Genomic DNA, 26,700 nt, shown 5'->3' with positions numbered 1-26,700 from the left:
AAGGCTTCGGGCTAGTCCCCGAAGGGACTGGCCCCAGGCCTCTGGACCCGGGAAGAGAAACGGCCGGACCCCGGAGAGGGCCCGGCCATCCGCCATTACTTGGCGACGTGCTCCACCATGCGCAGCATGTTGCAGGTGTAGCCGTACTCGTTGTCGTACCAGGCGACGACCTTCACGAAGGTCGGGTCCAGCTGGATGCCGGCGCCGGCATCGAATACGGACGGGGCGGTGTAGCCACGGAAGTCCGTGGAGACCACCAGCTCGTCGGTGTATCCCAGCACGCCCTTCAGCTCGCCTTCGGCCGCCTTCTTCATGGCCGCGCAGACGTCGTCGTACTTGGCGTCGCCGTTCAGTTCCACGGTCAGGTCGACCACGGAGACGTCGGAGGTCGGCACACGGAAGGCCATGCCGGTCAGCTTGCCGTTCAGTTCCGGCAGCACCTTGCCCACAGCCTTGGCCGCACCGGTGGAGGACGGAATGATGTTCTCCAGGATGCCGCGGCCGCCGCGCCAGTCCTTCATGGACGGGCCGTCGACGGTCTTCTGGGTCGCGGTGGCGGCGTGCACGGTGGTCATCAGGCCACGCTTGATGCCCCAGGTGTCGTTCAGCACCTTGGCCACCGGGGCCAGGGCGTTGGTGGTGCAGGAGGCGGCAGAGACCATGTTCTGGCCCGCGTAGTCACCGTGGTTCACGCCGTAGACGAACATCGGAGTGTCGTCCTTGGACGGCGCGGACATCACCACCTTCTTGGCGCCGGCGTCCAGGTGCTTCTGGGCGGTCTCGGCGGTCAGGAACAGGCCGGTGGACTCGATCACGATGTCGGCGTTGATGTCGCCCCACTTCAGCGCGGCCGGATCCTTCTCGGCGGTCAGGCGAATGCGGTTGCCGTTCACCACCAGGTGGTCGCCGTCGACGCTGATGTCGCCGTCGAAGCGGCCGTGCACGGAGTCGTAGCGCAGCATGTAGGCCAGGTATTCCGGGTCCAGCAGGTCGTTGATGCCGACCACCTGCAGGTTCGGGAAGTCCTTGGCGATGGCGCGGAAGGCCATGCGACCGATACGACCGAAGCCGTTGATACCAACCTTGATAGACATGGGAGTCTCCTCTCTATTGCTTATGCGAAATCGTTGCGGACTCAGCCGTTCAGCACGTCACGCGCGACCTGGGCGACGTTCGCCGGCTTGAAGCCGAAGTAGTCGAACAGGGCGCCCCCCGGAGCGGACTCGCCGAAGCGGTCCAGCCCGAACACCGCGCCGTCGAGGCCGGTGAACTTGTACCAGGTGGTCGTTGCGCCGGCCTCGATGGCGACCCGCGCACGCACCGCGTTCGGCAGCACGGCCTCGCGGTAGGCCGGGTCCTGCTGTTCGAACAACTCGACGCAGGGCATGGAGACCACGCGCACCTTCTTGCCCTCGCCGGCCAGTTCGTCGGCGGCCTGGACGGCCAGCTCGACCTCGGAACCGGTGGCGATGAAGATCAGGTCGGGGGTGCCGTCGCAGTCCTTCAGCACGTAGCCGCCGCGGGCGATGTTGGCGAGCTGCTCGCCATCACGTTCCATGTGCGGCAGGCCCTGACGCGACAGGATGAACGCGGACGGGCCATCGGTGCGCTCGATCCCGGCCTTCCAGGCCACCGCGGTCTCGACCGCGTCGCAGGGACGCCACACATTGAGGTTCGGGATCAGGCGCAGGCTCGGGGTCTGCTCGACCGGCTGGTGGGTCGGGCCGTCTTCGCCGAGACCGATGGAGTCATGGGTCAGCACGTACATCACGCGCTGCTTCATCAGCGCGGACATGCGGATGCCGTTGCGGGCGTAGTCGGAGAAGATCAGGAAGGTGCCGCCGTACGGGATGAAGCCGCCGTGCAGGGCGATGCCGTTCATGATCGCGGCCATGCCGAACTCGCGCACGCCGTAGAACACGTAGTTGCCGGCGGCGTCGTCCTTGCTGACGCCCTTGGAACCGCTGTACATGGTCAGGTTGGACCCGGCCAGGTCGGCGGAGCCGCCCAGCAGTTCCGGCAGCGCCGGGGCGTAACCGCCGATGGTGTTCTGCGAGGCCTTGCGCGAGGCAACCTTCTCGGCCTTCTCGACGGTCTCCTTGATGAAGGCACTGGCCTTCTCGCTCCAGTCGGCGGGCAGATCACCAGCGATGCGGCGTTCGAACTCGGCGGCCAGCTCCGGGTGCGCCTGCTTGTACGCGGCAAAGCGCTCCTTCCACTCGGACTCGGCCTTGGCACCCTTGTCCTTCGCGCTCCAGCCGGCGTAGATATCGTCCGGGATCTCGAACGGGCCGTGGTTCCAACCCAGCTCCTTGCGGGTCAGGGCCACTTCGTCGTCGCCGAGGGCGGCGCCGTGGCACTCTTCCTTGCCGGACTTGTTCGGCGAACCGAAGCCGATCACGGTGCGGCAGCAGATCAGGCTCGGCTTGTCGCTGTGCTTGCGGGCCTCTTCGATCGCGGCCTTGACCGCATCGGCGTCGTGGCCGTCCACGCCGCGCACCACGTGCCAGCCGTAGGCCTCGAAGCGGCCCGGGGTGTCGTCGGTGAACCAGCCTTCGACTTCGCCGTCGATGGAGATGCCGTTGTCATCCCAGAAGGCGATCAGCTTGCCCAGGCCCAGGGTGCCGGCCAGCGCGCAGGTCTCGTGGGAGATCCCTTCCATCATGCAGCCGTCGCCGAGGAAGGCGTAGGTGTTGTGGTCGACGATGTCGTGCCCGGGCTGATTGAAGTGGGCGGCCATCATCTTCTCGGCCAGCGCCATGCCCACCGCGTTGGAGATCCCCTGGCCCAGCGGCCCGGTGGTGGTCTCGACGCCGGCGGTGTAGCCGTATTCGGGGTGACCCGGGGTCTTGGAGTGCAGCTGACGGAACTGCTTGATCTCGTCCATCGGCAGGTCGTAGCCGGTCAGGTGCAGCAGGGAGTAGACCAGCATGGAGCCGTGGCCGTTGGACATCACGAAGCGGTCGCGATCCGGCCAGCTCGGGTTCGCCGGGTTGTGCTGCATGTAGTCGTTCCACAGCACCTCGGCGATGTCCGCCATCCCCATCGGCGCACCCGGGTGACCGGAATTGGCCTTCTGAACCGCGTCCATCGACAGGGCGCGGATGGCGTTGGCAAGCTCTCTACGGGTCGGCATGCTGATCTCCTGCTCTAAAGTAGTGTTGGGTTTGGCTGATGGCGGGCGGCGGCGCGAGGCGACAGCGGCGACCGACCCGGACGAGTCGGCCGAACGAGGGGCTCACGGTTATCGGCCGGCGCTCCGGCGCGCGGCGGCCCGAGCAGCCTGCGGGAGCAGGTACCACCCGACGGCGCAGCCAGCGCGGCGGGCAGCTCTCCCCATCAAACGCGGTGCATTTTGGCCACTTTCGCGCACCGGGGCAAGTCGCCCCCAGGGCGCGCCACGCTGCGCCCTCGCCACCGACCAGGGGGGCACATGCCCCTACCCTCGCCGGGGAGGGGCTTAGAAAAATCCCGCGAGTCGCGTTACACTAGCGGTCGTTTTGCGCAAAACTAAATGGAAACGACCATAAAGGAACGCCTAATGTCCAACGATTACATCTTCACTTCCGAGTCGGTCTCTGCGGGTCACCCCGACAAGATGGCCGACCTGGTCTCCGACACCATCGTCGACGCCATCATCGAGCAGGATCCGCACGCCCGTATCGCCTGCGAAACCGCCACCAAGACCGGCATGGTCATGCTGCTGGGCGAGATCACCACCGGCGCGCAGATCGACTACGAGAAGCTGGTGCGCGAGACGGTCTGCGAGATCGGCTACGACGACTCCGACAAGGGCTTCGACGGCAAGACCTGCGCCGTGCTGAACGTGCTGGGCGAACAGTCCCAGGACATCGCCATGGGTGTGGACCGCGACGTCTCCGACCGCGCCACCCAGGGCGCCGGCGACCAGGGCCTGATGTTCGGCTACGCCGCGCGCGAGACCGACACCCTGATGCCCGCCCCGATCTTCTACGCCCACAAGATGGTGCGTATCCAGTCCGAACTGATGAAGAGCGGCAAGCTGCCGTGGCTGCGCCCGGACGCCAAGAGCCAGGTCTCCCTGCGCTATGAAGACGGCAAGCCGGCCGGCCTGGACGCGGTGGTCCTGTCCACCCAGCACAGCCCGGACATCTCGCAGAAGGACCTGAAGGAAGCGGTCTACGAAGAGATCTTCAAGAAGGTCCTGCCGGCCGAGTGGCTGAGCCAGGTCTCCGACGACCAGATCCACATCAACCCGACCGGCAAGTTCGAGATCGGTGGTCCCGTGGGCGATGCCGGCCTGACCGGCCGCAAGATCATCGTCGACACCTACGGCGGCATGGCCCGTCACGGTGGTGGCGCGTTCTCCGGCAAGGACCCGTCCAAGGTGGACCGTTCCGCTGCCTACGCCGGCCGCTACGTGGCCAAGAACATCGTCGCCGCCGGCCTGGCCGACAAGTGCGAGATCCAGGTCTCCTACGCCATCGGCGTGGCCGAACCGACCTCGATCACCGTCGACACCTTCGGCACCGGCAAGCTGGATGACCGCAAGATCGAAGGCTTCGTCCGCGAAGCGTTTGACCTGCGTCCGTGGGGCCTGGTCCAGATGATGGATCTGCTGCGCCCGATCTACAAGCCGACTGCCGCCTACGGTCACTTCGGCCGCGAAGACGTCGACCTCCCCTGGGAGCGCACCGACAAGGCCGAGGAACTTAAGAAGATGGCGGGCCTCTAAGAGCACCCGACATTTTGTAAGCGAAATACCCATCCGGCTGAGGAGCGCTGCAGCGGTTTAACCGTCAGGCTCAGCCGGATGCTCCCCTGAAACGTGAACACGGCGCTCATCCAGATAGACGGAGAAGTTAATCCATGAATGCTGTGATGAACGACAAGAAAACGACCGATTACGTCGTCAAGGACATCAACCTTGCCGAATTCGGCCGCAAGGAAATCGCGATCGCCGAAACCGAGATGCCCGGTCTGATTCAGACGCGCGAAGAGTTCGCGGCCTCCAAGCCGCTGAAGGGCGCGAAGATCGCCGGCTCCCTGCACATGACCATCCAGACCGCGGTGCTGATCCAGACCCTGGAAGCCCTGGGTGCCGACGTGCGCTGGGCCTCCTGCAACATCTACTCCACCCAGGACCACGCCGCGGCCGCGATCGCCGACAACGGCACCCCGGTCTTCGCCGTGAAGGGCGAAACCCTGGAAGAGTACTGGGACTACTGCCACCGCATCTTCGAATTCGACGGCGGCGCCAACATGATCCTGGACGACGGTGGTGACGCCACGCTGCTGCTGCACCTGGGCGCCAAGGCCGAGAAGGACCAGTCGGTCATCGCCAAGCCGGAGAACGAGGAAGAAGAAGCCCTGTTCGCCAAGATCAAGGAACGCCTGGCCGAACAGCCGACCTGGTACTCCGACATGCTCGCCAAGATCCAGGGCGTGACCGAAGAGACCACCACCGGTGTCCATCGCCTGTACCAGATGGCGAAGGACGGCGAGCTGGCCTTCCCGGCGATCAACGTCAACGACTCGGTCACCAAGTCCAAGTTCGACAACCTGTACGGCTGCCGCGAGTCCACCGTGGACTCCATCAAGCGCGCCACCGACGTGATGATCGCGGGCAAGATCGCCGTGGTTGCCGGTTACGGTGACGTCGGCAAGGGTGCCGCCCAGTCGCTGGCCGGCCTCGGTGCCACCGTGTGGATCACCGAGATCGACCCGATCTGCGCCCTGCAGGCCTCGATGGAAGGCTTCCGCGTGGTCACGATGGAAGAAGCGGCCGACAAGGCCGAGATCTTCGTTACCGCCACAGGTAACAAGGACGTGATCACCGAAGATCACATGACCCGCATGAAGGATCAGGCCATCGTCTGCAACATCGGTCACTTCGACTCCGAGATCGCCGTGGCTGCGATGCGCAAGTACGAGTGGGAGAACATCAAGCCGCAGGTTGACCACATCATCCTGCCGAACGGCAACCGGATCATCATGCTGGCCGAAGGCCGCCTGGTGAACCTGGGCTGCGGCACCGGTCATCCGAGCTTCGTGATGTCCAACTCCTTCACCAACCAGACCCTGGCTCAGATCGAGCTGTGGACCAAGGGCGACCAGTACGACAAGAACGTCTACGTGCTGCCGAAGCACCTGGACGAGAAGGTCGCGCAGCTGCACCTGAAGAAGCTGGGTGCCAACCTGACCCGTCTGACCGACGAACAGGCCAAGTACCTGGGTCTGCCGGTGGATGGCCCGTTCAAGCCGGAACACTACCGCTACTGATCGGCCAGCCTCACATTTCAATTCGTTGTTAATGTGAACGCCGGGGCGGGCCGCATGTTCGTGCGGTCCGCCTTCTTTTTGTCTGGAGGACAAACATGTCTGCACAAGAACGCGTCTACAGCGTTGAGTTTTTTCCGCCCAAGGACGAGGCCGGAGCCGAGCGACTGGCCAAGGCCCGCAAGCGTCTGGGCGCCCTGAATCCCGAGTTCTATTCCGTCACCTTCGGCGCCGGGGGTTCCACCCGCGACCGCACCCTGGAGACGGTCAAGGACATCATCACCAACGACGGCATCCCCGCCGCCCCGCACGTCTCCTGCATCTCCTCGACCAGGGGCGAGCTGCACGAGCTGCTGTCGAGCTACCGCGACATCGGGGTGAACCGCATCGTCGCGCTGCGCGGCGACCTGCCGTCCGGCACCAAGAACTCCGGCGGCGACTTCCGCTATGCCTCCGAGCTGGTGGAGTTTGTGCGCTCCGAGTTCGATGACCAGTTCAAGATCGAGGTCGCGGCCTATCCGGAGTTCCATCCGCAGGCCCCGAACGCCGAGAAGGACCTGGAGAACTTCAAGACCAAGGTGGACGCCGGCGCGGACGCCGCGATCACCCAGTACTTCTACAACGTGGATGCCTACGAGGCCTTCATGGAACGGGTGGAGAAGATGGGCATCACCATCCCGATCATTGTCGGGATCATGCCGATCACCAACTACACCCAGATCGTGCGCTTCTCCGAGATGTGCGGTGCCGAGATCCCGCGCTACATCCGCAAGCGGATGGAGGCCTACGGCGACGACAAGGAGTCGATCCGCAAATTCGGTATCGAGGTCGCCACGCGCCTGACCGATGACGTACTGAACAAGGGTGCCCCCGGGATCCACTTCTATTCGATGAACCAGGCCGGGCCGACCGAACAGATCTGGAAGGCCCTGGACCTCGACAACCGGAAGTAGCCCCCGTGCGCTGCCCCCGGCTGCTGCTCGAATCCGAGGCACTGGCCGCGGGGCGGTCGCTTCCCGCCCCGCAGGACCGCCTGCACTACGCCACCACGGTCCTGCGCCTGAAGAGCGGCGCCCCCTGCCGCGTCTTTGACGGCCTTGGCAACGAATTCGAGGCCACTCTCGAACTGAACGGTCGCCGCGACGGCACCTTCCACCTAGGCGAGCGTGCCGCGCCGCCGACCCACCCTGCCTTTCCGATCCACCTGCTCCAGGGCATTGCCCGCGGCGATCACATGGACCTGGCGATCCAGAAGGCCGTGGAACTTGGGGTGCAGTCCATCCGTCCGGTGCTCTGCGAACGCTCACGTTCGGCCGCCGCCCACAAGGGCCTGGACAAGCGCCAGCGTCACTGGCACGGGATCCTGCGCGCCGCGGCGGAACAGTGCGGGCGCAACGAGCTCCCCCAGTTGCAGGAACCCGCTCCACCGGACACGGTCCTCTCGGGCTGGCATGACACCCTGGCCTTGCTTGCCGAGGAAGGGGCGCCGGGACTGGATGCGCGCCTGGACGGCCGCAGCCGACCAGCGGCGGTCGCGCTGTTCGTCGGGCCGGAAGGCGGCCTCACGCCCGCGGAGATCGCGCTGGCACAGGACCGGGGATTCCTGGGGGTCGGGATGGGCCCGCGCACCCTGCGCACCGAAACCGCCGCGATGGCCCTGCTGACCCTGGTCCAGGCCCGCCTGGGCGACCTGCAGGGATAACGCCCGTCCCGCCCGGAGACCAATGCGGCCTCAGGCCGGCTGGGCCTCGGCAATCTCCAGCAGGCGCTGTTCGAGGGTGTCGAGGCGCAGCAGGTGCGTGGTCACACCGGAGGCCTTCACCCGCCAGGACCAGGGGGTGGCGTCGGAATCTTCCAGCGCGTAGATGTTCTGCGGGGTGATCTGCACAGGGTGCGGCGTCCCGCGCACCTCGAGCGCGTAGAACGGCAGGTGCTCCGGCTGCATGACCGCCTGCATCACCAGCAGGCGGGTAAAGCGGCGACGGTCCTCGCCGCTGTCGCGGCCAGGGTCCAGCAGCTGATTCACGTTGATCACCGGCACCTGCACGTCCTGCCAGACCAGGCTGGGCTCCAGCCAGGGGATCTCCGGGTGTTCGGCGTCCTGCTCCACGGCACCCGCGCGGGTGGTGACCTCGAGAAAGGCGCTGCGCGGCAGCAGGATGGAGCCTGTGTCCAGCTGCACGATCACGGCCTCGACCGCCTGGGTCTGTGCGTCGTCGCTCATGCCGGCACCTCCTGCAGCTGCTCGCGGATGGCATTCAGCAGATCATTCTCCAGATACGGCTTGCCCAGATAACCATTCACCCCGAGGCGGTCGGCCCGCTCCCGGTGCTTGGTGCCGCTGCGCGAGGTGATCATGATGATCGGCACCTGCCCGAAGTCCGGGTGGTCCCGCACATGGGCGGCAAACTCGAAGCCATCCATGCGCGGCATCTCGACATCCAGCAGGATCAGGTGCGGCCGGCGCTCGTCGAGCAGACCCACGGCGTCCAGACCGTCGCGCGCGGTCACCACGTCGTAGCCGTGGCGGGTCAGCAGACGGGCCGTGACCTTGCGGATCGTGATCGAGTCGTCGACCACCATAATCCGCTTCGAGCTCGAGGCCTCGGATACTGCCTGCGGGGCTTCCGGCAGCGACGCGGTGGCCTCGGCAAAGCGCACCAGCATACTGAGGTCCAGAATCAGCATCACCGAGCCATCGCCCTGCAGGGTGGCACCCGCCACCCCCGGGATGCGACTCAGCACCGGGCCCACCGACTTCACCACGACCTCCTGACTGCCCAGCAGGCCATCGATGCGAAGGGCCACGCGCCGGTCATCCGCCCGCACCAGCAACAGCGGGAAGGGATGATCCGGGAAGTGCTCGACCCCGGCCTGGCTCTCCACGCCCATCAGGTCGCCCAGGCCACGCACCTCGTAGTCCTGTCCGATGTAGTTGTAGGTCGCCTTGGCATCCTGCGAGTCGATCTCTTCGGCGCGGGCGCGGACCACGCCCTCGACCGAGGCCATCGGGACCGCGAAGGTCTCCTCGCCCACCTGGACCAGCAGGGCCTGGGAGATGGCCAGCGTGAACGGCAGGCGCATGGTGAAGCGCGAGCCCTTGCCGGGCGTCGACTGGATCTCCAGCGTGCCGCCGAGCTGCTTCACATCGCTGTTCACCACGTCCAGGCCTACCCCGCGACCGGCCACCTGAGAGACCTCCGCAGCGGTGGAGAAGCCGGACTGCAGGATCAGCTGCAGGGCCTGGGCGTCCGAGACTTCGGCATCGGGGGCGATCAACCCGCGCTCGAGCGCGCGGGCGCGGATGGCCTCGGCGTCGATGCCACGACCATCGTCGGTCACCTGCAGACGGATCTCGCTGCCCGACTGCTCCAGGCTGACATCGATCTGACCCTGGACCGCCTTGCGCGCCTGCTCGCGCTCGGCCGGTGCCTCGATACCATGGGCGATGGCATTGCGCAGCAGGTGTTCCAGGGGCGACACCAGTCGTTCCAGCAGGGCGCGGTCGAGTTCGGCCCCCTGGCCGGTGAACTCCACCCGCACCGGCTTGCCGAGATCCTCGCCCGCCTGGCGCACCACGCGGCGCAGACGGGGCGCCATGCGGGCGAAACGCACCATACGCTGGCGCATCAGCTGATCCTGCAGGTCCGTGCCGACGCGGCGCTGCTGCAGCAGGATGCCGCCGGCATTCTGGAGTTCGTCGCCGACTTCCTGCTTGAGGGCCTCGAGGTCACTGACACTTTCGGCCAGGGCCCGCGACAGCTGCTGGATCCCGGAGTAGCGGTCCATCTCCAGCGGATCGAAGTCCAGGGCCTCCTCGCCACTCTCCTCCTCCACCCGGAACAGGATCTGCGCCTCGGTCTCGATCTCGAGCTTGCGCAGCTGGTCGCGCAGACGCGCGATGGTGCGCTCGAGTTCGTCGACCTGGCCCTCGACCCGCCCGACCGTCTGCTCGAATCGACGATGGAAGGTTGCCAACTCGCCGGCGTTGTTCACCAGGCTGTCGAGGACCTCGGCGTCCATGCGGACCTGGTCCTGAATACGGCGCCCCTCGGATTCCGGCGGCTCGTGGCTGCGCTGGTCCCCCGCTGCGGCCGGCATTGCCGCCTCGGCAGCCGGTGCGTCGGTCTCCGCGTCGCCCGCATCGGCCTCGGTCTCCGCTGGTGCGCCCGCCTCAGGCTCGGGCGATTCGCCGGCCTCGCCGGCGGCCCAGCTCCGCAGCGCCGGCAGCGATTCGCTGGCCGACTCGTCCATCTGCCAGGCCCCGACCCCGCGCTCCACCAGATGCTGGACATCCGTCAGGGCGCGCTCGGTGAGCTGGAAGAAGCCATCGCGCGGCTCGAGACCGGTCTCGGTCTCCACGCTCAGCGCGCTCTCGAGCGCGTGCGCGATGGCGCCGACCACAGTGAAACCGGCCATGCGGGCACTGCCCTTCAGGGTATGCACCTCGCGCTGGAAGGCGTTCTGGTCCGGACCGGGCCGCCCCCCGGCCTCGCGCCAGCCATGGAGGGCGGCGAACGCGGCCTCCAGGATATCCCGGGCCTCCTCGATGAAGACCTCGGCAAACTCCCAGTCGATCTCCAGCTCGGGCTCGGGCTCGGCGCCCGCTTCCGGCACCGAGGACACCTCGGGCACCGCTTCGGCGGCTTCGGGTTCGTCGAATTCCGGCGATTCCTCCTCGTTGGACTGCTCCTCGGCACGCAGCAGTTGCTCGGCGGTCGCATGATCCAGCAGGGCGTAGACCTCGGGGGCCCAGGACGGCGGATCCAGCACCTTGGCCGGATCGGGTTCCTCGTCGGCCACCGCCTCGGCGACGTAGGTCTCCAGCCGGCGTAGCAGCTCGACGGCCTCGCCCGACAGGGCCCATTCCATATCCCGGTGGATGCGAATCAGGCGCTCGAACGGGCCGCAGACCGAGTAGATACCGCGGATGTCCGCCGTGCGCGCGCTGCCGTTCAGGGTGTGCAGCGCGCGCTCCAGATCATGATTCGGGATCCGGTCCGGGCGCCATTGCGATTCATCCAGCCAGCCCCGCAGGGTGAGCAGGTGCACCTGGGCCTCGGCGGCAAAGACCTGCCATAGCTGTGGGTCGGTCTCCATGCGCGCGGCCGAGTCTCCCGCCGAGGCCTCCGCGAGGTCCCCCTCGTCCGGTGCCGGTTCGTCGATCCCCGGCTCTCCGGGCGCAACCCCCTCCAGTTCCGGGGTATTGGCCTCCGGCTCGAGCGCGCCCTCCACGGGCAGCGAGTCGCCCCCCTCCAGGATCTCTTCCGTCACCTCGAAGGCATCGGCCGGGAGCTCGAGATCGTCCAGATCCAGCGGTTCGACATCCGGCGCGGAAGCCCGCAAGTCGTCGCTGCCCGCCACCGGGGCTGACTCCCCTTCCGGCTCTGCGTCGGGAACAGACGCGTCCGACTCGGGGACGGATGGCTCCAGCGCATCCGGCGGGAGGTCCGGCACGAACGCACCGGATTCCTGGAGGAGTTCGTCGGCAGCCTCATCCTGGTCTGGCTCCACAGGCTCCAGGGTCTCGCTGGATGCCACAGCGGCCGGGGCGTCCAGATCATCCAGGGTGCGCGCCAGTGCCTCGAATTCGGCTTCCGCACCCGACGGAGCGGCGGGGGCCATGGGCTCTTCGTCCGCCTCGGCCTCGGTTTCCGGCTCGCCACCGGCCAGGGCCCGCAGGCGCAGGGCGATATCGAGGACGGGGGTATCCGGTCCGGTGTCATCCCGGACCTCGCTCACCAGGCCCGGCAGGACCCCGATGGCGTCCTCGATAACCTGCAGGGTGGCGTGGTCCGCCTCATGCCCGGAATCCAGCAGGCGATTGAGGAAGGACTCCACCGCCCAGGCGAACTCGCCCAGACGCAGGGCCCCGGCCAGCCGCCCCGAACCCTTCAGGGTATGGAAGGAGCGGCGGATCACCGAGAGGGTGTCGAGGTCCGCCGGGTTGGACTGCCACAGCGGGAAATGCTGGGTCAGGCTGGCCACCTCCTCGTCCGCCTCCTCGAGGAAGATCTCGAGGATCTCCGGATCGACGTCGGGGCCACGCACCTGGTCCGCCAGCACCGCATCGTCAAAGGGCAGGGAATCACGTCCCCCGGCGGGCACCGAGCTCGTCGGGGGTGCAGCGGCCGCGACGTCGGTCGCGGGGATCCCGGCCTCGGCCCCCGGCTCCGGGGCGTTCTCCGCCGGCAGATCCTCGAGCGTGCCGGAGTCGAACGCCACCTCGTTGTCAGTCACCGGTTCGGCCGAGTCGTGCTCCGGCGCCGCCTCCGGGGCGTCCCCGGCCTCGGGAACCGCGGCCAGCGGCGCATCCGCGCCATCACCACCGGAGATCGCGCCGATGCGCTGCAAGGCCGCGATGCCGCGCTCGTGCACGCTGTCCAGTTCGCGCCAGGGCTGACCGGACGACTCGAGGGCCACCTCGATGCTGCTGAGGACCTCGGCCAGGGCCTCGACCTCGCCCTCCTCCAGCTCCGTGGCCGCCCTGCCGGCGCGGGCATCCAGATGCCGGATCAGCGGACCGAGGAGGGCATGCAATGCCTCGAAGCCCGACATCGACATGGCCCCCTCGATGCGCCGCAGGCCCTCGCGGGCCTCGTCGAGGCCACCCTCGCCGGCCTCCGCCCCGGCGTCGAGGAAACCAAGGAAGATGTCACGCACCCGGCGAACATCGACCAGGGCCTCCTTGTAGACCGCGGCCGCCAGCGCGCGATCGAACTCCGCCTGCGGCGTGGGGCTGTGGCTCTTCCGCCGCAGACCGGACTCGAGCAGGGATTCGAGAGCCAGCAGGTGTTCCGCCAGCACCATGTCGACCTGTTCGTCGGCCTCGCCCGCACGCTCGGGGGTCAGCGACGCCGCCAGGGCATCGGTATGGTCCTGCCCGGACTCCAGACCCAGCAGGCTGAGCGTGGAACCGATGCGCTCGACCTGTTCGCGCAGGTGAGCCAGATCCTCGGCCCCGCGCACCGGGGAGCGCATGAGTACGTCCAGCCGCTCGCGCACCTCGGCGAGGTCGTCTTCCAGCGCCTGGCGCAGGTTGTCGTAGACCGAACGACCGACGCTGCCGGCGTCGTCCTCGAGGCCGAGGCCGTCGAGGCCGAACACCTCGCGCACCGCAAGGGTCTGCTCCCCTTCCGAAGTGGCGCAGGCCACGTGGAACAGCAGGGTCTTGATCAGGTCCGAAGGCGCCGCGTATTCGGGCTCCGAGCCCGCATCGCCGCTCTCCAGGTGGGCCGAGAGCGCGTTCAGGTAGCGCCCGAGTTCACGGTCGACCCGCCCGACCAGGCGCCGCACGTCGGTATCGGCTTCGACACCCCCGGCGGCGACCGCCTCCAGCACCGCACCGGCGACCCAGAACAGGCGGCGGGCCTCGCCCGCCGGGACGACCTCCTCGACTGTGCGGACAGTCGCCTGCAGGCGTGCGGCCGGTGCCGTCGCATCCTCGCCGCGCACCAGTTCCAGGAGATCGCGCTGAAAACGGCGGCGCGCCTGCTGCAGGACCGGGAGCCGGGCCGCCGGGTCCAGCACCTCGCCACCGGAACCCACGCGGTCATCGTCGACGGCCTGCGGGTCCGGCATCAGCGCCGCGACGTCCAGCAACAGCGATGCCCCCCGGCTGCTGCGCAGCTCGTTCAGCAGGGGGACCAGGATCATCGGCGAGGGCAGTTCGCCATCGCCCTCGTTCTCGAGATAGTCCGGAAGCTGCAGGGACGCCCGCAGCAAGGGCTCGGTGGCCGCCACGTTGGGCTCGTCGGCCTGCTGCAGTTCGTCCAGGACCTGGAGCATCTCGTCGAGGATCAGGACCACGCTCTCGACCTGGACCATGACCAGGGTATTGCGGATCTGCTCGACCCGACTGCGCGCCTCGGCCAGACAGTCACCGCAGGTCGGGTCGTCGGAATACCGCCGCAATGCGTCCTGGACCTCGACAAACAGCTTGTCGAGCTCGTCGCGGACCCAGTTCAGTGCGCTGGATGCCATCGGCCGGGTCCGCCGTCAGGCCCGTTGTTCGTCGGAGGACGTCGTATCGGCGTCGGGATCGGGATCCATCGCATCGGGGTCCTCGCCAACGGCCTCGGTAGCGCTGCCCGGCTCGGGCAGCTTGAAGTCCGATACCGAGGACTGCAGCTGGGCCGAGAGCTGGGCCAGATCCCCGATCGCCGCCGCGGTGGACTGCGTCCCCTGCGTGGTCTCGGAGGTAATCTCGCGGATCTGCGCCATGATGGAGGTCACGTCCTGCGCCATCTCGGACTGCTTGCGGGCCGAGGAGGAGATACCGTCGATCAGGTCCGCGAGATCGGCGGAGACCTGTTCGATCTCGGACAGCGCCTCGCCCGCGGCCTGGGCCAGTTCGGCCCCCTGGACCACGTTGGCGGTACTTTGCTCCATGGAGCTCACGGCCTCGCTGGTATCCGCCTGGATGGCCTTGACCAGGCCTTCGACCTGACGGGTCGCGGAGGACGAACGTTCCGCGAGGCGCTGGACTTCGTCGGCCACCACCGCGAAGCCGCGGCCGGCCTCGCCCGCCGCGGAGGCCTGGATCGCCGCGTTCAGTGCCAGCACGTTGGTCTGTTCGGCGATGTCGTTGATCAGCCCGATGATGTCGCCGATCTCCTGCGAGGATTCGCCCAGTCGCTTGATCCGCTTCGCGGTCTCCTGGATCTGCTCGCGGATACTGTCCATGCCCTCGATGGAGCGGCGCACGGTGCCGGCCCCGCGGGACGCGATCTCCACCGAGTTACGTGCCACGGAGGCCGACTGCTCGGCATCCTGGGCCACCTTGTCCACCGAACGCGAGACCTCGTCGATCGCGTCATCCGCGCGCTGGATCTCGCGGGCCTGTTCTTCCGACTTCTCGGCCAGCCCCAGCACCTGCGAACGGGTGGACGCCGAGGACTCGCTGATGTCGGCCGCCACCGTGTTGATGGTCGCGACCAGGGTACGCAGGTTCTCGATCGCGTAGTTCATCGAGTCCGCGATGGCGCCGGTGAAGTCCTCGGTCACCGTCGCGTTCACGGTGAGGTCGCCATCGGCGAGGTTCATCATCTCGTCAAGCAGGCGCAGGATCGCCTGCTGGTTGCGCTCGTTCTGGGCCTCGGTCTCGGCCAGTTCGCGCTTGGTGTCGCGGTAGAGGAACAGCCCCATCGCGATCAGCAGCAGCAGCGCCAGGCCACCAAAGCCGAAGCCGATCAGGGCGATCACGCCCGCCCGTTCGGCCTCCCGCGTGATGGCGGTCTCGAACGCGCCGGTCGTCTCGAGCATCGCGCCACTGCTGGCCTCGACACTGGAGGCCGCGGCATTGACCTCGAACACCTGGGTGGAGGTATCCAGAACCCCTTCCACCGCCTCGCTGAAGGCCACGAACAACGTGGCGATTTCCTGCAGCAGGGCCCGTGCCTGCGGGTCGTCAACCGGCTCCACACCCAGCGGGGCGAAGCCCTCGATCAGCCCGTCCAGCACCCGCCCGTACAGCGTCGCGTCACGCTCGAAGCGTTCGATGGCGGCGGCCGCCTCGGCGCCACCCTGCAGCACCCGGCCGAGGTTGTTGGCGATCCGCTGGATCAGCATGGTCTGGCGTGCCGCCACATAGACCTGCTCGGGCGGCTCGCCGATCTGGGTCATGCGCCGCACGACATCATCGGACAGCCGCGACAGTTCCGGAGAGAAGGCCGCCACCGCGTCGGAGAACTCGGTGATCAACTGGATATCCGAACGCCCGAGGATGACCGTGTTGATGTGGTCCCGATAGGCGGACCACTCGCGGTCCACGGTGGCGATGTCCTCCTGCAGGGGTTCCGGCAGCGGCTGCAGCCCTTCGCCCCCGGTGCGGATCCGTTCCAGACGTGCCTCGAAGTCATCCCGCAGCGACTGCAGGTCGGAGAATGCCTGCTCGGAACCCGCGGCGGCCTCCAGCGAGCTGGTGGCCAGCCGCTGCGACAGCAGGCGCAGGTCGTTGGCCAGCGCGATGCGGTCGCGGTACTGGCTCTGCTCGTACTCGTGGTAGGTAAAGGCCCCGCCGGTCGCGATCAGGGCCAGCACCAGCAGCCCCCCGAGGACAAAATTACGTGCGCGACGACTCGATCCCATCAGTTCATACCCCCTGTCGCAGCCCCGCGCCCCGCGTCATCCGACTGCGGCTGCGGACTGTTCGCTACTGGATGTACCGGCCAAGCCCGTGCCGGTAAAGCGATTGTTGTCATTCAGCAGCAGATCCAGATCCAGCACCGGATGCAGCCGGTGCCCGAGATCGAATCCGCCGGTAATAAAGGGTCGGACAGCCTCGGGGACCGAGACTTCCAGACGGCGCTGGGACGGGATGCAGCGGCGCATCCCCTCGACCTGACTGACCAGCAGCCCGGCCATGCCCTGGCCCTGCGGCGCCACCACGATCCGCTGCCCGGTCGCGTCGTCCGGCAATGGCCGGTCCAGCAACAGCTTGCCCATATCGAACACCGGCAGCACCAGCCCGCGCAGGTTGCCCACCCCCAGCACGGCGGCATCCGCCAGCGGTACGCGGGTGAGCGTCATCGGATCGGCCACTTCGGCGATCGCGTCCATGTCGACCAGAAAGCGGAAATCGCCAACACGCAGCAAGACCCCGCGCCAGCCCGTACCAATGTCCCGCCGCAACTCGCGATTGACGCGGCGCCCTTCGCGATCAAGGCTCGCGATCAGCGCAAACGGCGAGGACAGGTCGGTCTTCATGCGGAGAGGTACTTCCCGATGGTTTCCAGCAGGTTCTTCTCGACCACCGGCTTGGTGATGTAGTCCCGGGCCCCCTGGCGCATCGCCCAGACCCGGTCGGTCGCCTGATCCTTGGTGCTGACCACGACGACCGGCACATGCGCCGTCTCCTCGGCCTGGGACAGCTGGCGGGTCGCCTGGAAGCCGTTCAGCCCGGGCATCACGACATCCATCAGCACCAGATCCGGGACCTGCGACTTCGCGGCCGCGACCCCGTCCTCGCCGCTCTCGGCGGTGGTCACCGAATGCCCGTGCTTCTCGAGCATGGTACGCAGCACGTGGATCTCGGTCGGGGAATCGTCAACGATCAGAATACGGGCCATGGGGTTCGTCTTTCCTTGGTTGGTGTGGCGGAACGCGTCATGCCGAGGGGCTGGCGTACTGACGCATGGCACCCAGGAGGTCGTCCCTGGTGAATGGCTTGGTGAGGTAATCCTCCGACCCCACGACGCGGCCTTTCGCCTTGTCGAACACACTGTCCTTGCTGGACAGCATGATGATTGGCGTGGCGCGGAACTGCTTGTTGTTCTTGATCAGCGCGCAGGTCTGGTAGCCATCCAGGCGCGGCATCATGACGTCGATGAAGATAATGTCCGGACGCGACTCGGCGACCTTGGACAGCGCCTCGAAGCCGTCCACGGCGGTAATGACCTCGGCCCCGTGCTTCTGCAGCAAGGATTCGGCGGTGCGCCGAATGGTCTTGCTGTCGTCGATCACCATGACCTTGAGTCCCTGAAACTCGGTGGCCGAGTCCGCTTCGGCAAGCGCGTTAGACACCTTCTCCCCCCCTGGCCATTTCGCCCCGAATCTAGCGGAAGCGGGGCCGCGTGACAAACAGCACACCATGATATTGCATCGCGCGCAGCGCAATGCATCGAACACCGCCACCACCCCCCGGGTGCCGCGCGAGCTTCGATCAGCGTGGCATACTGCCCGGACACCCCGCACGATCGAGGCAACGTGACCACGAACATTGCCATCCTGATGGACCCGGTGGCGGACATCAAACCCTGGAAGGACACCAGCTTCGCGATGATGCTGGCCGCGCAGGCCCGCGGGCACCGCCTGCACTATCTCGAGCCGGCCGATCTGTGGATCGAGGAGGGCCGCGCGAGCGCGCGCAGCCGCCCCATCGAGGTGCGTGACCAGCGCGACGACTTCTTCCGCCTGGGCGATCCGGAGACGGGCCCGGCGGCCCGTTTCGATGTGCTGCTAATGCGCAAGGATCCACCGTTCGATCTCGAATACATCTATGCGACCTACGCCCTCGACCTCGCCGAACGCGAGGGCGTGCGGGTGTCGAACCGGCCGCAGGCCCTGCGCGACGTCAACGAGAAGGCCTTTACCGCGCACTTCCCGCAGTGCTGCCCGCCCACGCTGATCACCCGCGACCGAAGCCGCATCCGCGCCTTCCTCGAGGTACAGGGCGATATCGTGGTCAAGCCGCTGGACGGGATGGGCGGGGCGTCGGTGTTCCGCATCCGCCAGGGCGACCCGAACACCTCGGTCATCCTCGAGACCATCACCGAATTCGACCAGCGCAGCGTGGTCGCCCAGCGCTTCCTGCCGGAGTTCACCGAGGGTGACAAGCGCATCATCCTGATCGGCGGCGAGCCCTGCCCCGATGCCCTGGCGCGCATCCCCGCCGCGGGCGAGAGCCGTGCCAATCTCGCCGCGGGCGGCCGCGGCGAGGCCCGCCCGCTGACCGAGCGCGACCGCTGGATCTGCCGCAAGATCGCCCCGGAACTCAAGGCCCGCGGCCTGGATTTTGTCGGCATCGACGTCATCGGCGACTACCTGACCGAGATCAACGTCACCAGCCCCACCGGCGTGCGCGAGCTGGACGCCACCGGTCACGACCTCGCCGGCCAGTACATCGACTATCTCACCCGCCCGATCGAAGGATGACCGGCATGCGCCGCGCGACGACCCTCACCCTGCTCCTGCTGCTCGCCACCCTCCTGCTGGCCGCCTGCGGCCGCGAGGAACCGGATACCGAACAGCTGGGCTTCTACGCCTTCGGGACTCTGGTGGACCTCAGCCTGTACCCCGCGGGCCAGTACGACGTGGAGGCCATCGGGACCGCGGTTCAGGAGGAACTGGAGATCCTGCATACCTCCTGGCATGCCTGGGAACCCGGATCCCTTGGCCGGACCAACGAACTGCTGGCCCTGCAGGGCGAATTCAGCGCCCCGCCCTCGGTCCTGCCGCTGATCGAGCGCGGCCGGGAGATGGAGGCCCTCAGCGGGGGGCTGTTCAACCCCGCCCTGGGCAAACTGGTGGCGGCCTGGGGCTTCCATCAGGACGAGCCCCAGGGCCCGCCGCCGGACGACGCAACCCTGGCGAAACTGCTGGACGCCCCCCCGAGCATGCAGGATATCGAACGCAATGGCGTGCGCCTGCGGGGCACCCACCCGGACCTGCAGCTCGACTTCGGCGGGCTGGCCAAGGGGCTGGCGGTAGAGCGGGTGCTGGACCTGCTCGCGGAACTCGGGGTGGAGGCCGCGATCTTCAACGCCGGCGGCGACCTGATGACCCTGGGCCGCCCCGAGACACGCCCGTGGCGCGTGGGCATCCGCCACCCGAACGGCGGCGTGCTCGGCAGCATCGAACTGGACGGCGGCGAAGCCCTGTTCACCTCCGGCGACTACGAACGCGGCTATGACTGGGACGGCACGCGCATCCACCACGTGATCGACCCGCGCACCGGCCGTCCGAGCCAAGGCATCGACAGCGCCACCGTGCTCCACCACGACCCCGCCCTGGCCGACGCCGCCGCCACCACGCTAATGATCGCCGGCCCGGAGGCCTGGCCGGAATACGCCCGCAAGATGGGCATCGACCACGCACTGGTGGTACTGGAAGACCGCATCGAGGCCACGCCGGCACTGGCCGACCGGGTACAACCCGGCCGCGACCGCGAGCCATTCGTGGTGCGCGAACTGCCGTGAACGCCGGCCGGCTGCGCTGGGGTGACGCGCTGATCGGCAGCCTGGCCGCCGGGATCGTGGTGGCGGCCTTCGTGCTGGCCTACACCCCTGCGGGCGATGCCCGGGTGCTGGTCATCAGCCAGGCCGGGGTCGCGCCGCAGCACGAACCCCTGGATCGCGCCCGGGTCCTCGAGGTCCAGGGCCCGGCCGGCATCACCCGTATCGAGATCGAACCGGGCCGGGCACGCTGTGCCGACTCCCCCGGGCGCCAGGACATCTGCGAGTCCAGCGGCTGGCTGCAGGCCCACGGCGACGTTGCCGTCAGCCTGCCCAACCGGCTGACGCTGCAGGTGCTCGGCACCGACCCCGGCTTCGACAGCATGCATTATTGAATCCCGTGGCGCCCGGGCATCCGCAGGCCGGCAGCGACGCCCGTGACCGGGCCATCGCCGCGCTCGCCGCCATCGCGATCGGCATCCAGATCCTCGAGGCCGCGATCCCCAGCCCGATCCCGGGCATCAAGCCGGGGCTGGCGAATATCGTCACCCTGATCACGCTGCTGGCCCTGGGCTGGCGCGCGGCCGTGGCGGTCACGCTGCTCCGCGTGGTCGGAAGCAGCCTGCTGCTGGGGACACTACTGAGTCCCGCCTTCTGGCTGTCGCTGGCCGGGGCCGTCGCGAGCCTCGCCCTGCTGGCGGTCCTGCGCCCCTTCGCCCCCCGCCATGTCGGACCGGTCGGTCTGGGCATCGCGGCGGCGATGGCGCACGTCGCGGGCCAGTTCCTGCTCGCCTGGGCGGTGATCATCCCGCATCCCAATCTGCCCCTGGTGCTGCCCCCGCTGTTGCTCGCCGCCCTGATCACCGGCAGCCTGACCGGTATACTGACCGCCCAGGTCCTCGCCGATCCGCGAATCCAGCGTCATGTCCACACTCCCCAGCCCAGCCAGTAGCCCCCGTCGAACCCGCGCGCTAGTGGGCGTCGGGGCCGTGCGTGGCCGCCCCGCCGGGCCGGAGGCGGCATGACGCCCCACGCCAGTCCGGGCACGCCCCCGCCGGAGACGCCGCGCGTGCAGGACCACCTGGGGACCATGATCTTCCTCGCGGTGGTCGCCCACGCGCTGATCATCCTGGGGATCGGCTTCGCGGTCGATCCGATCGAAAGCCCGACCCGCGAACCGCTGGACATCACCTGGGTCACCGACCCCGACGCCCCGCCGCCGGAGCCGGACGAAGCGGTCGAGCACATCGCCACCCGGGACCAGGCCGCCAGCGGCGAGGGCGAGGAGATCCAGGAGGCACAGGCGCCGGAGGCAGAGGATGCCGGGATCGGCGAGCCCGAGCCGGAGGGCCTCGATGCACCATTGCCGGAGGCCGGCCCGCTGGTCATGGACCCGGCACAGCCGGAACCCGAACCGGAACCCGACGCGGTCGCCGCCGACACGCCGGACGCACACGCCGCGGCTCCCGAGGTCGCCGACCCCGAGCCACTGGAGTCCCCCGACGCCGAAGACCGGCCCTCTGCAGCGACCCTGATGAACCGTGGCCTGGAGAGCGCCCGCGCGGCGCCCGCGGAGGAGCGCCAGGCATTCTCGACCCGGGCCAGCCGCACCCGCTACCTCGACAGCCTCGCCGCGCGCAGCGCCCCCGAGGCCGCCTACCTGCAGGCCTGGATCAACAAGGTCGAACGCCTGGGCAACCTGAACTATCCGGACGAGGCGCGGCGGCGCGGCCTGTCCGGGACCCTGGTCCTGTCGGTGCGCATCAACCCGGCGGGCGAACTGCTCGATATCCAGGTCGCCCGCAGCTCCGGGGAACCGGTCCTGGACCAGGCGGCGATCCGCATCGTGGAGCTGGCGGCCCCCTATGCCCCGTTCACGGACGCCATGCGCGAGGAATACGACGAACTGGTGATCACCCGCACCTGGGCCTTCCGCCGCGACCAGATGCAGCAGATCCGCTGACGGATCGGCCCGGCCCCGCCGGCTGCCTTGCGACCGGCCGGGTCAGCATCGATACTGGAGCCATGAATCCGACGACCGCCCGCCACGAGCCCGACAGCCTGCGCGATCACTTCCTGATCGCGATGCCGAGCCTGAACGATGGCTACTTCAGCCATGCGGTCACCTATATCTGTGACCACGACGAAGAGGGCGCGCTGGGGCTGGTCATCAATCAGCCTACCGAGTTCTCGCTGCGCGAACTGCTGGAGCACGTGGAACTGGAGCCCGGCGAGGACCTGCCGGAGATGCCGGTCTACCGCGGCGGCCCGGTGCAGCCGGAACACGGCTTCGTGCTGCATTCCGCCGAGCAGACCTGGCGCGGCAGCCAGCCCATCACCGACTCCATCATGTTGACCACCTCGCGCGACATCCTCGAGGCAATCAACGCCGGGCAGGGCCCGCGCCGAGTCCTGATCGCGCTGGGCCACGCCGGTTGGGGCCCTGGCCAGCTGGAGAGCGAGCTGGCCGAGAATGCCTGGCTCACCGCCCGCGCCGACGCCGACATCCTCTTTGACCGCCCCAGCGCCGAGCGCTGGCGCGCCGCCGCCGAACTGATCGGCATCGACGTCAATCTGATCAGCTCGGCCTCCGGCCACGCCTGATCGTGGGGCTGCTGGCGTTCGACTACGGGCGACGCCGAATCGGGGTCGCGGTCGGCGAAGAGCTGACCGGCTCGGCCCGCGGCCTGCGCACGTTCGCCAGCGACGCGCCCGACCTGTGGTCCGGCATCGACACGCTGGTGGCGGAATGGGCCCCGGAGGGTTTCGTGGTCGGCTGGCCGACCCAGGCGGACGGCAAGCCCACGCCACTGGCGCGGCGCATCCGGGGCTTCGCCCGGACCCTCGAAGAACGCTACGGGCAACCGGTATACTGGAGCGACGAGCACCTGACATCCCACCTGGCCCGCGAGCGCCGCCGGCCGGGACGCCACGACCCGGGGCTGGACGCCCATGCCGCCGCGGTCATCCTCGAAGGCTGGTTTCTGGAGAACGCATCATGACGCCGGACGTCCCGACCCTGCTCGACGACATGGCCGAACAGGCCCGCCACCATCTCAAGACCCACGGGATCGACCAGCCGATCGTCGTCGGCATCCATTCCGGTGGCGTCTGGATCGCGGAGCACCTGCGCGAACGCCTGGGGGTGGAGCGCCCCCTGGGCAAGCTCGACATCAGCTTCTACCGCGACGACTTCTCGCGCATCGGCATGCACCCGCAGGTACGCCCCTCCGAGTTGCCGGAGGATCTGGACGGAGAGCACGTGCTGCTGGTCGACGACGTCCTGTTCACCGGGCGCACGATCCGCGCGGCGCTGAACGAGCTGTTCGACTACGGCCGCCCCGCCTCGGTAACCCTGGCGGTGCTGGTCGAGCGCGACGGACGCGAACTGCCCATGGAGGCCGCGATCGTCGGGGCCCACATGGAGCTCGGCAAGACCGAACAGATCAAGCTGCGCGGGCCCGAGCCGCTGCGCCTGGAGCGGGTCGCCATCGACCCCGAGGACCTGAAGGCCTGAGCCAGCGGAAGCACGACGGATGACCGAGACCCTGATCGCCCACCCCGGCGCGCGCCTGCCCGAACCGGGCCCGCTGCCCAACCGCCTGCAGCTGACCGACGACGGTCAGCTGCGCCACATGCTGACCATCGAAGGCCTGAACCGGGAGCTCCTCACCGAGATCCTGGACACCGCCGAGTCGTTCGCCAACATGAACGAGAAGGCGGTGAAGAAGGTCCCGCTGCTGCGCGGCAAGACCATCGTCAACCTGTTCTTCGAGGCCAGCACGCGCACCCGCACCACCTTCGAGCTGGCCGCCAAGCGCCTGTCCGCGGATGTGCTGAACGTGAACATCAACACGTCCTCCGCGGTGAAGGGCGAGAGCCTGCTGGACACCCTACGCAACATCGAGGCGATGAACGTCGACATGTTCGTCGTGCGCCACGAGGAGAGCGGCACCGCGCACTTCATCGCCCGCCACGTGGCCCCGGGCATCAGCGTGCTGAATGCCGGCGACGGCCGCCACGCGCATCCGACCCAGGCGCTGCTGGACATGTTCACCATCCGCCGCCACAAGGGCGACTTCACCAAGCTGAAGGTCGCGATCGTCGGCGACATCCTGCACTCGCGCGTGGCGCGCTCGCAGATCCACGCGCTGAACATCCTGCAGACCGGCGAGGTGCGCGTGGTCGCACCCTGCTCGCTGCTGCCGGCGGATGTCGACCAGCTCGGCGTGCACGTCTACAACGACCTCGACGCCGGGCTGCAGGATGTCGACGTGATCATCATGCTGCGCCTGCAGCGCGAGCGCATGGAACACGCCCACCTGCCCTCCGAACACGAGTACTACCAGCTGTTCGGCCTGACCTCTCGGCGCCTGCAGCTGGCCCATCCGACCTGCCTGGTCATGCACCCCGGGCCCGCCAACCGCGGGGTGGAGATCGAGTCCGCAGTGGCCGACGGCCCGCACTCGGTGATCCTGGAACAGGTCACCTACGGCATCTCCGTGCGCATGGCGGTGATGTCCATGGTGATGGGGGCCCACCAGGCATGAGCGTGCTGATCGAGAACGCCCGTATCCTCGACCCGGTGGACGGCTTCGACGCCGTCGGCTCACTGTGCGTGCAGGGCAGCGAGATCCTCGCCCGCGGCCAGGCCCCGGACGGTTTCGAGCCGCGCCGGCGGATCGACGCCAGCGGGCTGTGGCTCATCCCCGGCCTGATCGACCTCGCGGCGCGCCTGCGCGAGCCGGGGCAGGAACACAAGGCCACCGTCGCCAGCGAGACCCTGGCGGCGGCCCGCGGCGGTATTACCAGCCTGGTGGTGCCGCCGGACACCGAACCCCCGATCGACTCGCCCGCCGAGGTGGAGCTGATCAACCGCCGCGCCCGCCAGGCCTGCGGCGTGCGGGTGTACGTGCTGGGCGCGCTGACCCATCAACTGGAGGGCCAGCAGCTCGCCGAGATGGCGGCCCTGATGCAGGCCGGCGCCCGCGGGGTCAGCAACGCCAGCAAACCGCTGGCCAGCCTGCTGGTCCTGCGCCGCGCACTGGAATACGCGACCACCTTCGGCCTGACCATCGTGCTGTCCGCCCAGGACCCGGCCCTGACCGGCTCCGGCTGCATGCACGAGGGCGCGGTCTCCACCCGCCTCGGTCTGGCCAGCATCCCCGAGGCGGCGGAAACCGCCGCGCTGGGCGCCATCCTGGCCCTGGTCGAACAGACCGGCGCGCGGGTCCATGTGGCCCGCCTGTCCACTCGGCGCGGCGCGGAGATGATCACCAAGGCGCGCGCCGAGGGCCTGCCGGTCAGCGCGGACGTGGCCGCCCACCAGCTGTTCCTGACCGAGGTGGACGTCGCGGAATACGACCCGAACTGCCATGTGATCCCGCCCCTGCGGGGCCAGCGCGACCGCGACGGACTGCGCGCGGCGGTCGCGCGCGGCGACATCAGCGCGATCTGCTCCGACCACCAGCCGCACGAGCCCGACAGCAAACTGGGGCCCTTCGCCGGCACCGAGCCCGGCATCTCGGCGCTGGAGACCCTGCTGCCGCTGACGCTGCGCCTGGTCGAGGACGGGCTGATGAGCCTGCACGAGGCGCTGGCCCGGGTGACCACCGGGCCGGCGGAGATCCTCGACTTTGCCCAGGGCCGCCTGACACCAGGGGCACGCGCCGACTTCGTGCTGTGGGACCCGACCGCGATGCAGGAGGTGCGGCGCGAGGACTGGCTGAGCGCCGGCCACAACACCCCCTTCTTCAACTGGACCTTCTCCGGTCAGGTCCGCGAGACCTGGGTCGCCGGACGCCCGGTCTGGACCCTGACTTCCGAGGACACCGCATGACTGCGCGCGAGACCGCCGCCCGCCCCCACCGGGGCACGATCTTCCAGGAAGAGGGGCGCATCCTGGACCACCACGATGCCGGGGCGGACCAATGGATCCTGCGGGTCTTCGCCCCCGAATGTGCCCGCGCGGCCCAGCCGGGGCAGTTCGCCCACCTGCAGTGCGCGCCGCGACTGCTGATGCGCCGGCCGCTGTCGATCCAGCGCGTGGACCGCGAGGCCGGCTGGGTGGAGTTTCTCTACAAGGTCGTGGGAGACGGTACCCGTGCGCTGTCGCAACAGGTCAAGGGCGACACCCTCAGCGTGCTGGGCCCGATCGGCCAGCCCTTCCGCCTGCACCCGGAGCGACCGAAGCGGCTGCTGCTGGGTGGCGGGGTCGGCATCCCGCCAATGATCTTCCTGGCCCATCGCCTGCACCTGCAGGGCGAGGCCGGGCAGACCCACGCGGTGCTGGGCTCCGAGGTCCCGTTCCCGTTTCACGCGCGCCCCTCCGAGATCCTGTGGCCGGGGCTCCCGGACGGCGCGATCGCGACCCTGCCGCTGCTGGAGGACTGGGGCGTGGCCTGTCGCCTGACCTCGAAGGCCGGGCTGCCGGGCGCCTTTGACGGCTTCGTGACCGATCTCGGGCGCGCCTGGCTGGCCGGGCTGTCGCCGGCGGAACGCGACCAGGTGGAGATCTTCGCCTGCGGCCCGCACCCCATGCTCGAGGCCTGCGCGGAACTGGCGGCGGAGTTCGACCTGCCCTGCCAGGTCTCGCTGGAGGAGTTCATGGCCTGCGCGGTGGGCGGCTGCGCCGGCTGCACGGTCCCGGTGCGCACCCCGGAGGGCGTGGCGATGAAGCGCGTCTGCGTGGACGGCCCGGTGTTCGCGGCAGCGGATGTCTTTCCGGAGCCGGAGCGGGCCTGAGGGAAAGACCCTGGCCTGACTTTGG

At 68.5% G+C, this 26,700-nt stretch carries 23 protein-coding genes and 1 riboswitch; of the genes, 15 read left to right on the top strand and 8 right to left on the bottom strand.

Annotated elements, in window-relative coordinates:
- Positions 1-95 precede the first annotated feature (95 nt).
- Both gap and tkt read right to left on the bottom strand, forming a co-directional pair.
- Positions 96-1,094 (bottom strand): type I glyceraldehyde-3-phosphate dehydrogenase, encoded by a 999-nt coding sequence (gene gap, locus D105_RS0101080; protein ID WP_018865942.1) that lies wholly within the window; start codon positions 1,092-1,094, stop codon positions 96-98.
- A 41-nt stretch (positions 1,095-1,135) separates the two neighbouring features.
- A complete protein-coding gene (gene tkt, locus D105_RS0101075; protein ID WP_018875963.1) occupies positions 1,136-3,136 on the bottom strand; it encodes a transketolase in 2,001 nt (666 codons plus the stop codon).
- Positions 3,137-3,541: 405 nt separating this feature from the next.
- Here tkt and metK point away from each other — a divergent pair, with 405 nt between their 5' ends.
- The 4 genes from metK (at position 3,542) to D105_RS0101055 (ending at position 7,960) form a co-directional block, all read left to right on the top strand.
- Complete coding sequence (gene metK / locus D105_RS0101070; RefSeq protein WP_018865944.1) at positions 3,542-4,714, top strand: methionine adenosyltransferase; 1,173 nt, start codon at positions 3,542-3,544, stop codon at positions 4,712-4,714.
- A 33-nt stretch (positions 4,715-4,747) separates the two neighbouring features.
- Positions 4,748-4,829, top strand: a riboswitch (S-adenosyl-L-homocysteine riboswitch).
- A gap of 19 nt (positions 4,830-4,848) precedes the next feature.
- Entirely contained in the window at positions 4,849-6,261 is a 1,413-nt protein-coding gene (ahcY, locus tag D105_RS0101065; protein ID WP_018875962.1) for an adenosylhomocysteinase, read from the top strand.
- A gap of 95 nt (positions 6,262-6,356) precedes the next feature.
- The gene (gene metF, locus D105_RS0101060) at positions 6,357-7,211 is read left to right on the top strand and encodes a methylenetetrahydrofolate reductase [NAD(P)H] (RefSeq protein ID WP_018865946.1); all 855 of its coding nucleotides are present in this window, start codon (positions 6,357-6,359) and stop codon (positions 7,209-7,211) included.
- A gap of 5 nt (positions 7,212-7,216) precedes the next feature.
- Positions 7,217-7,960, top strand: coding sequence for a 16S rRNA (uracil(1498)-N(3))-methyltransferase (locus D105_RS0101055; RefSeq protein WP_018865947.1), 744 nt, complete (start codon positions 7,217-7,219; stop codon positions 7,958-7,960).
- Between the two features lie 30 nt (positions 7,961-7,990).
- On the opposite strand, the gene D105_RS0101050 is transcribed toward D105_RS0101055, so the two are convergent.
- Genes D105_RS0101050 through D105_RS0101025 form a run of 6 tightly spaced genes read right to left on the bottom strand, consistent with a single transcriptional unit; the run spans position 7,991 to position 17,781 of the window.
- Complete coding sequence (locus tag D105_RS0101050) at positions 7,991-8,482, bottom strand: hypothetical protein (RefSeq protein WP_018865948.1); 492 nt, start codon at positions 8,480-8,482, stop codon at positions 7,991-7,993.
- The gene (locus D105_RS0101045) at positions 8,479-14,241 is read right to left on the bottom strand and encodes an Hpt domain-containing protein (protein WP_018877225.1); all 5,763 of its coding nucleotides are present in this window, start codon (positions 14,239-14,241) and stop codon (positions 8,479-8,481) included. The genes D105_RS0101050 and D105_RS0101045 overlap by 4 nt, the downstream gene beginning before the upstream one ends.
- A 15-nt stretch (positions 14,242-14,256) precedes the next feature.
- Positions 14,257-16,347 (bottom strand): methyl-accepting chemotaxis protein, encoded by a 2,091-nt coding sequence (locus tag D105_RS0101040; protein WP_018865950.1) that lies wholly within the window; start codon positions 16,345-16,347, stop codon positions 14,257-14,259.
- Positions 16,348-16,383: 36 nt separating this feature from the next.
- Positions 16,384-16,965, bottom strand: a complete 582-nt coding sequence (locus D105_RS0101035; protein ID WP_018865951.1) for a chemotaxis protein CheW — start codon at positions 16,963-16,965, stop codon at positions 16,384-16,386.
- Positions 16,962-17,327, bottom strand: a complete 366-nt coding sequence (locus D105_RS0101030; protein ID WP_018865952.1) for a PleD family two-component system response regulator — start codon at positions 17,325-17,327, stop codon at positions 16,962-16,964. The genes D105_RS0101035 and D105_RS0101030 overlap by 4 nt, the downstream gene beginning before the upstream one ends.
- A 37-nt stretch (positions 17,328-17,364) precedes the next feature.
- On the bottom strand, positions 17,365-17,781 hold the full coding sequence (locus D105_RS0101025) for a PleD family two-component system response regulator (RefSeq protein WP_026279175.1): 417 nt from the start codon (positions 17,779-17,781) through the stop codon (positions 17,365-17,367).
- A 183-nt stretch (positions 17,782-17,964) separates the two neighbouring features.
- On the opposite strand from D105_RS0101025, the gene gshB reads away from it, so the two are divergent.
- From gshB to D105_RS0100970, 11 genes are all read left to right on the top strand, one after another.
- The gene (gene gshB, locus D105_RS0101020; RefSeq protein WP_018877224.1) at positions 17,965-18,912 is read left to right on the top strand and encodes a glutathione synthase; all 948 of its coding nucleotides are present in this window, start codon (positions 17,965-17,967) and stop codon (positions 18,910-18,912) included.
- A gap of 5 nt (positions 18,913-18,917) precedes the next feature.
- Complete coding sequence (locus D105_RS0101015; protein ID WP_018877223.1) at positions 18,918-19,955, top strand: FAD:protein FMN transferase; 1,038 nt, start codon at positions 18,918-18,920, stop codon at positions 19,953-19,955.
- On the top strand, positions 19,952-20,326 hold the full coding sequence (locus D105_RS0101010) for a NusG domain II-containing protein (RefSeq protein WP_018865956.1): 375 nt from the start codon (positions 19,952-19,954) through the stop codon (positions 20,324-20,326). Before D105_RS0101015 ends, D105_RS0101010 begins: the two co-directional genes overlap by 4 nt.
- A 5-nt stretch (positions 20,327-20,331) precedes the next feature.
- Entirely contained in the window at positions 20,332-20,883 is a 552-nt protein-coding gene (locus D105_RS0101005) for a Gx transporter family protein (RefSeq protein WP_018877222.1), read from the top strand.
- A 69-nt stretch (positions 20,884-20,952) separates the two neighbouring features.
- Complete coding sequence (locus D105_RS0101000) at positions 20,953-21,894, top strand: energy transducer TonB (RefSeq protein ID WP_018877221.1); 942 nt, start codon at positions 20,953-20,955, stop codon at positions 21,892-21,894.
- A gap of 62 nt (positions 21,895-21,956) precedes the next feature.
- Positions 21,957-22,535, top strand: coding sequence for a YqgE/AlgH family protein (locus D105_RS0100995; protein WP_018877220.1), 579 nt, complete (start codon positions 21,957-21,959; stop codon positions 22,533-22,535).
- Positions 22,536-22,537: 2 nt separating this feature from the next.
- Complete coding sequence (gene ruvX, locus D105_RS0100990) at positions 22,538-22,933, top strand: Holliday junction resolvase RuvX (RefSeq protein ID WP_018865960.1); 396 nt, start codon at positions 22,538-22,540, stop codon at positions 22,931-22,933.
- Positions 22,930-23,448, top strand: a complete 519-nt coding sequence (pyrR, locus tag D105_RS0100985; RefSeq protein WP_018865961.1) for a bifunctional pyr operon transcriptional regulator/uracil phosphoribosyltransferase PyrR — start codon at positions 22,930-22,932, stop codon at positions 23,446-23,448. Before ruvX ends, pyrR begins: the two co-directional genes overlap by 4 nt.
- 19 nt (positions 23,449-23,467) lie before the next feature.
- Complete coding sequence (locus D105_RS0100980) at positions 23,468-24,481, top strand: aspartate carbamoyltransferase catalytic subunit (RefSeq protein WP_018865962.1); 1,014 nt, start codon at positions 23,468-23,470, stop codon at positions 24,479-24,481.
- Positions 24,478-25,770: a dihydroorotase gene (locus tag D105_RS0100975; RefSeq protein ID WP_018877219.1), complete on the top strand. Its 1,293-nt coding sequence runs from the start codon at positions 24,478-24,480 to the stop codon at positions 25,768-25,770. The genes D105_RS0100980 and D105_RS0100975 overlap by 4 nt, the downstream gene beginning before the upstream one ends.
- Entirely contained in the window at positions 25,767-26,675 is a 909-nt protein-coding gene (locus tag D105_RS0100970) for a dihydroorotate dehydrogenase electron transfer subunit (protein ID WP_018875957.1), read from the top strand. The genes D105_RS0100975 and D105_RS0100970 overlap by 4 nt, the downstream gene beginning before the upstream one ends.
- Positions 26,676-26,700 lie beyond the last annotated feature (25 nt).

Origin of the sequence: Thioalkalivibrio sp. ALE28 (genome assembly GCF_000377425.1) — a bacterium.
GTDB lineage: Bacteria > Pseudomonadota > Gammaproteobacteria > Ectothiorhodospirales > Ectothiorhodospiraceae > Thioalkalivibrio.
Note: the sequence above shows the minus strand (reverse complement) of the source record. Positions and strands in the feature narration are given on the sequence as shown.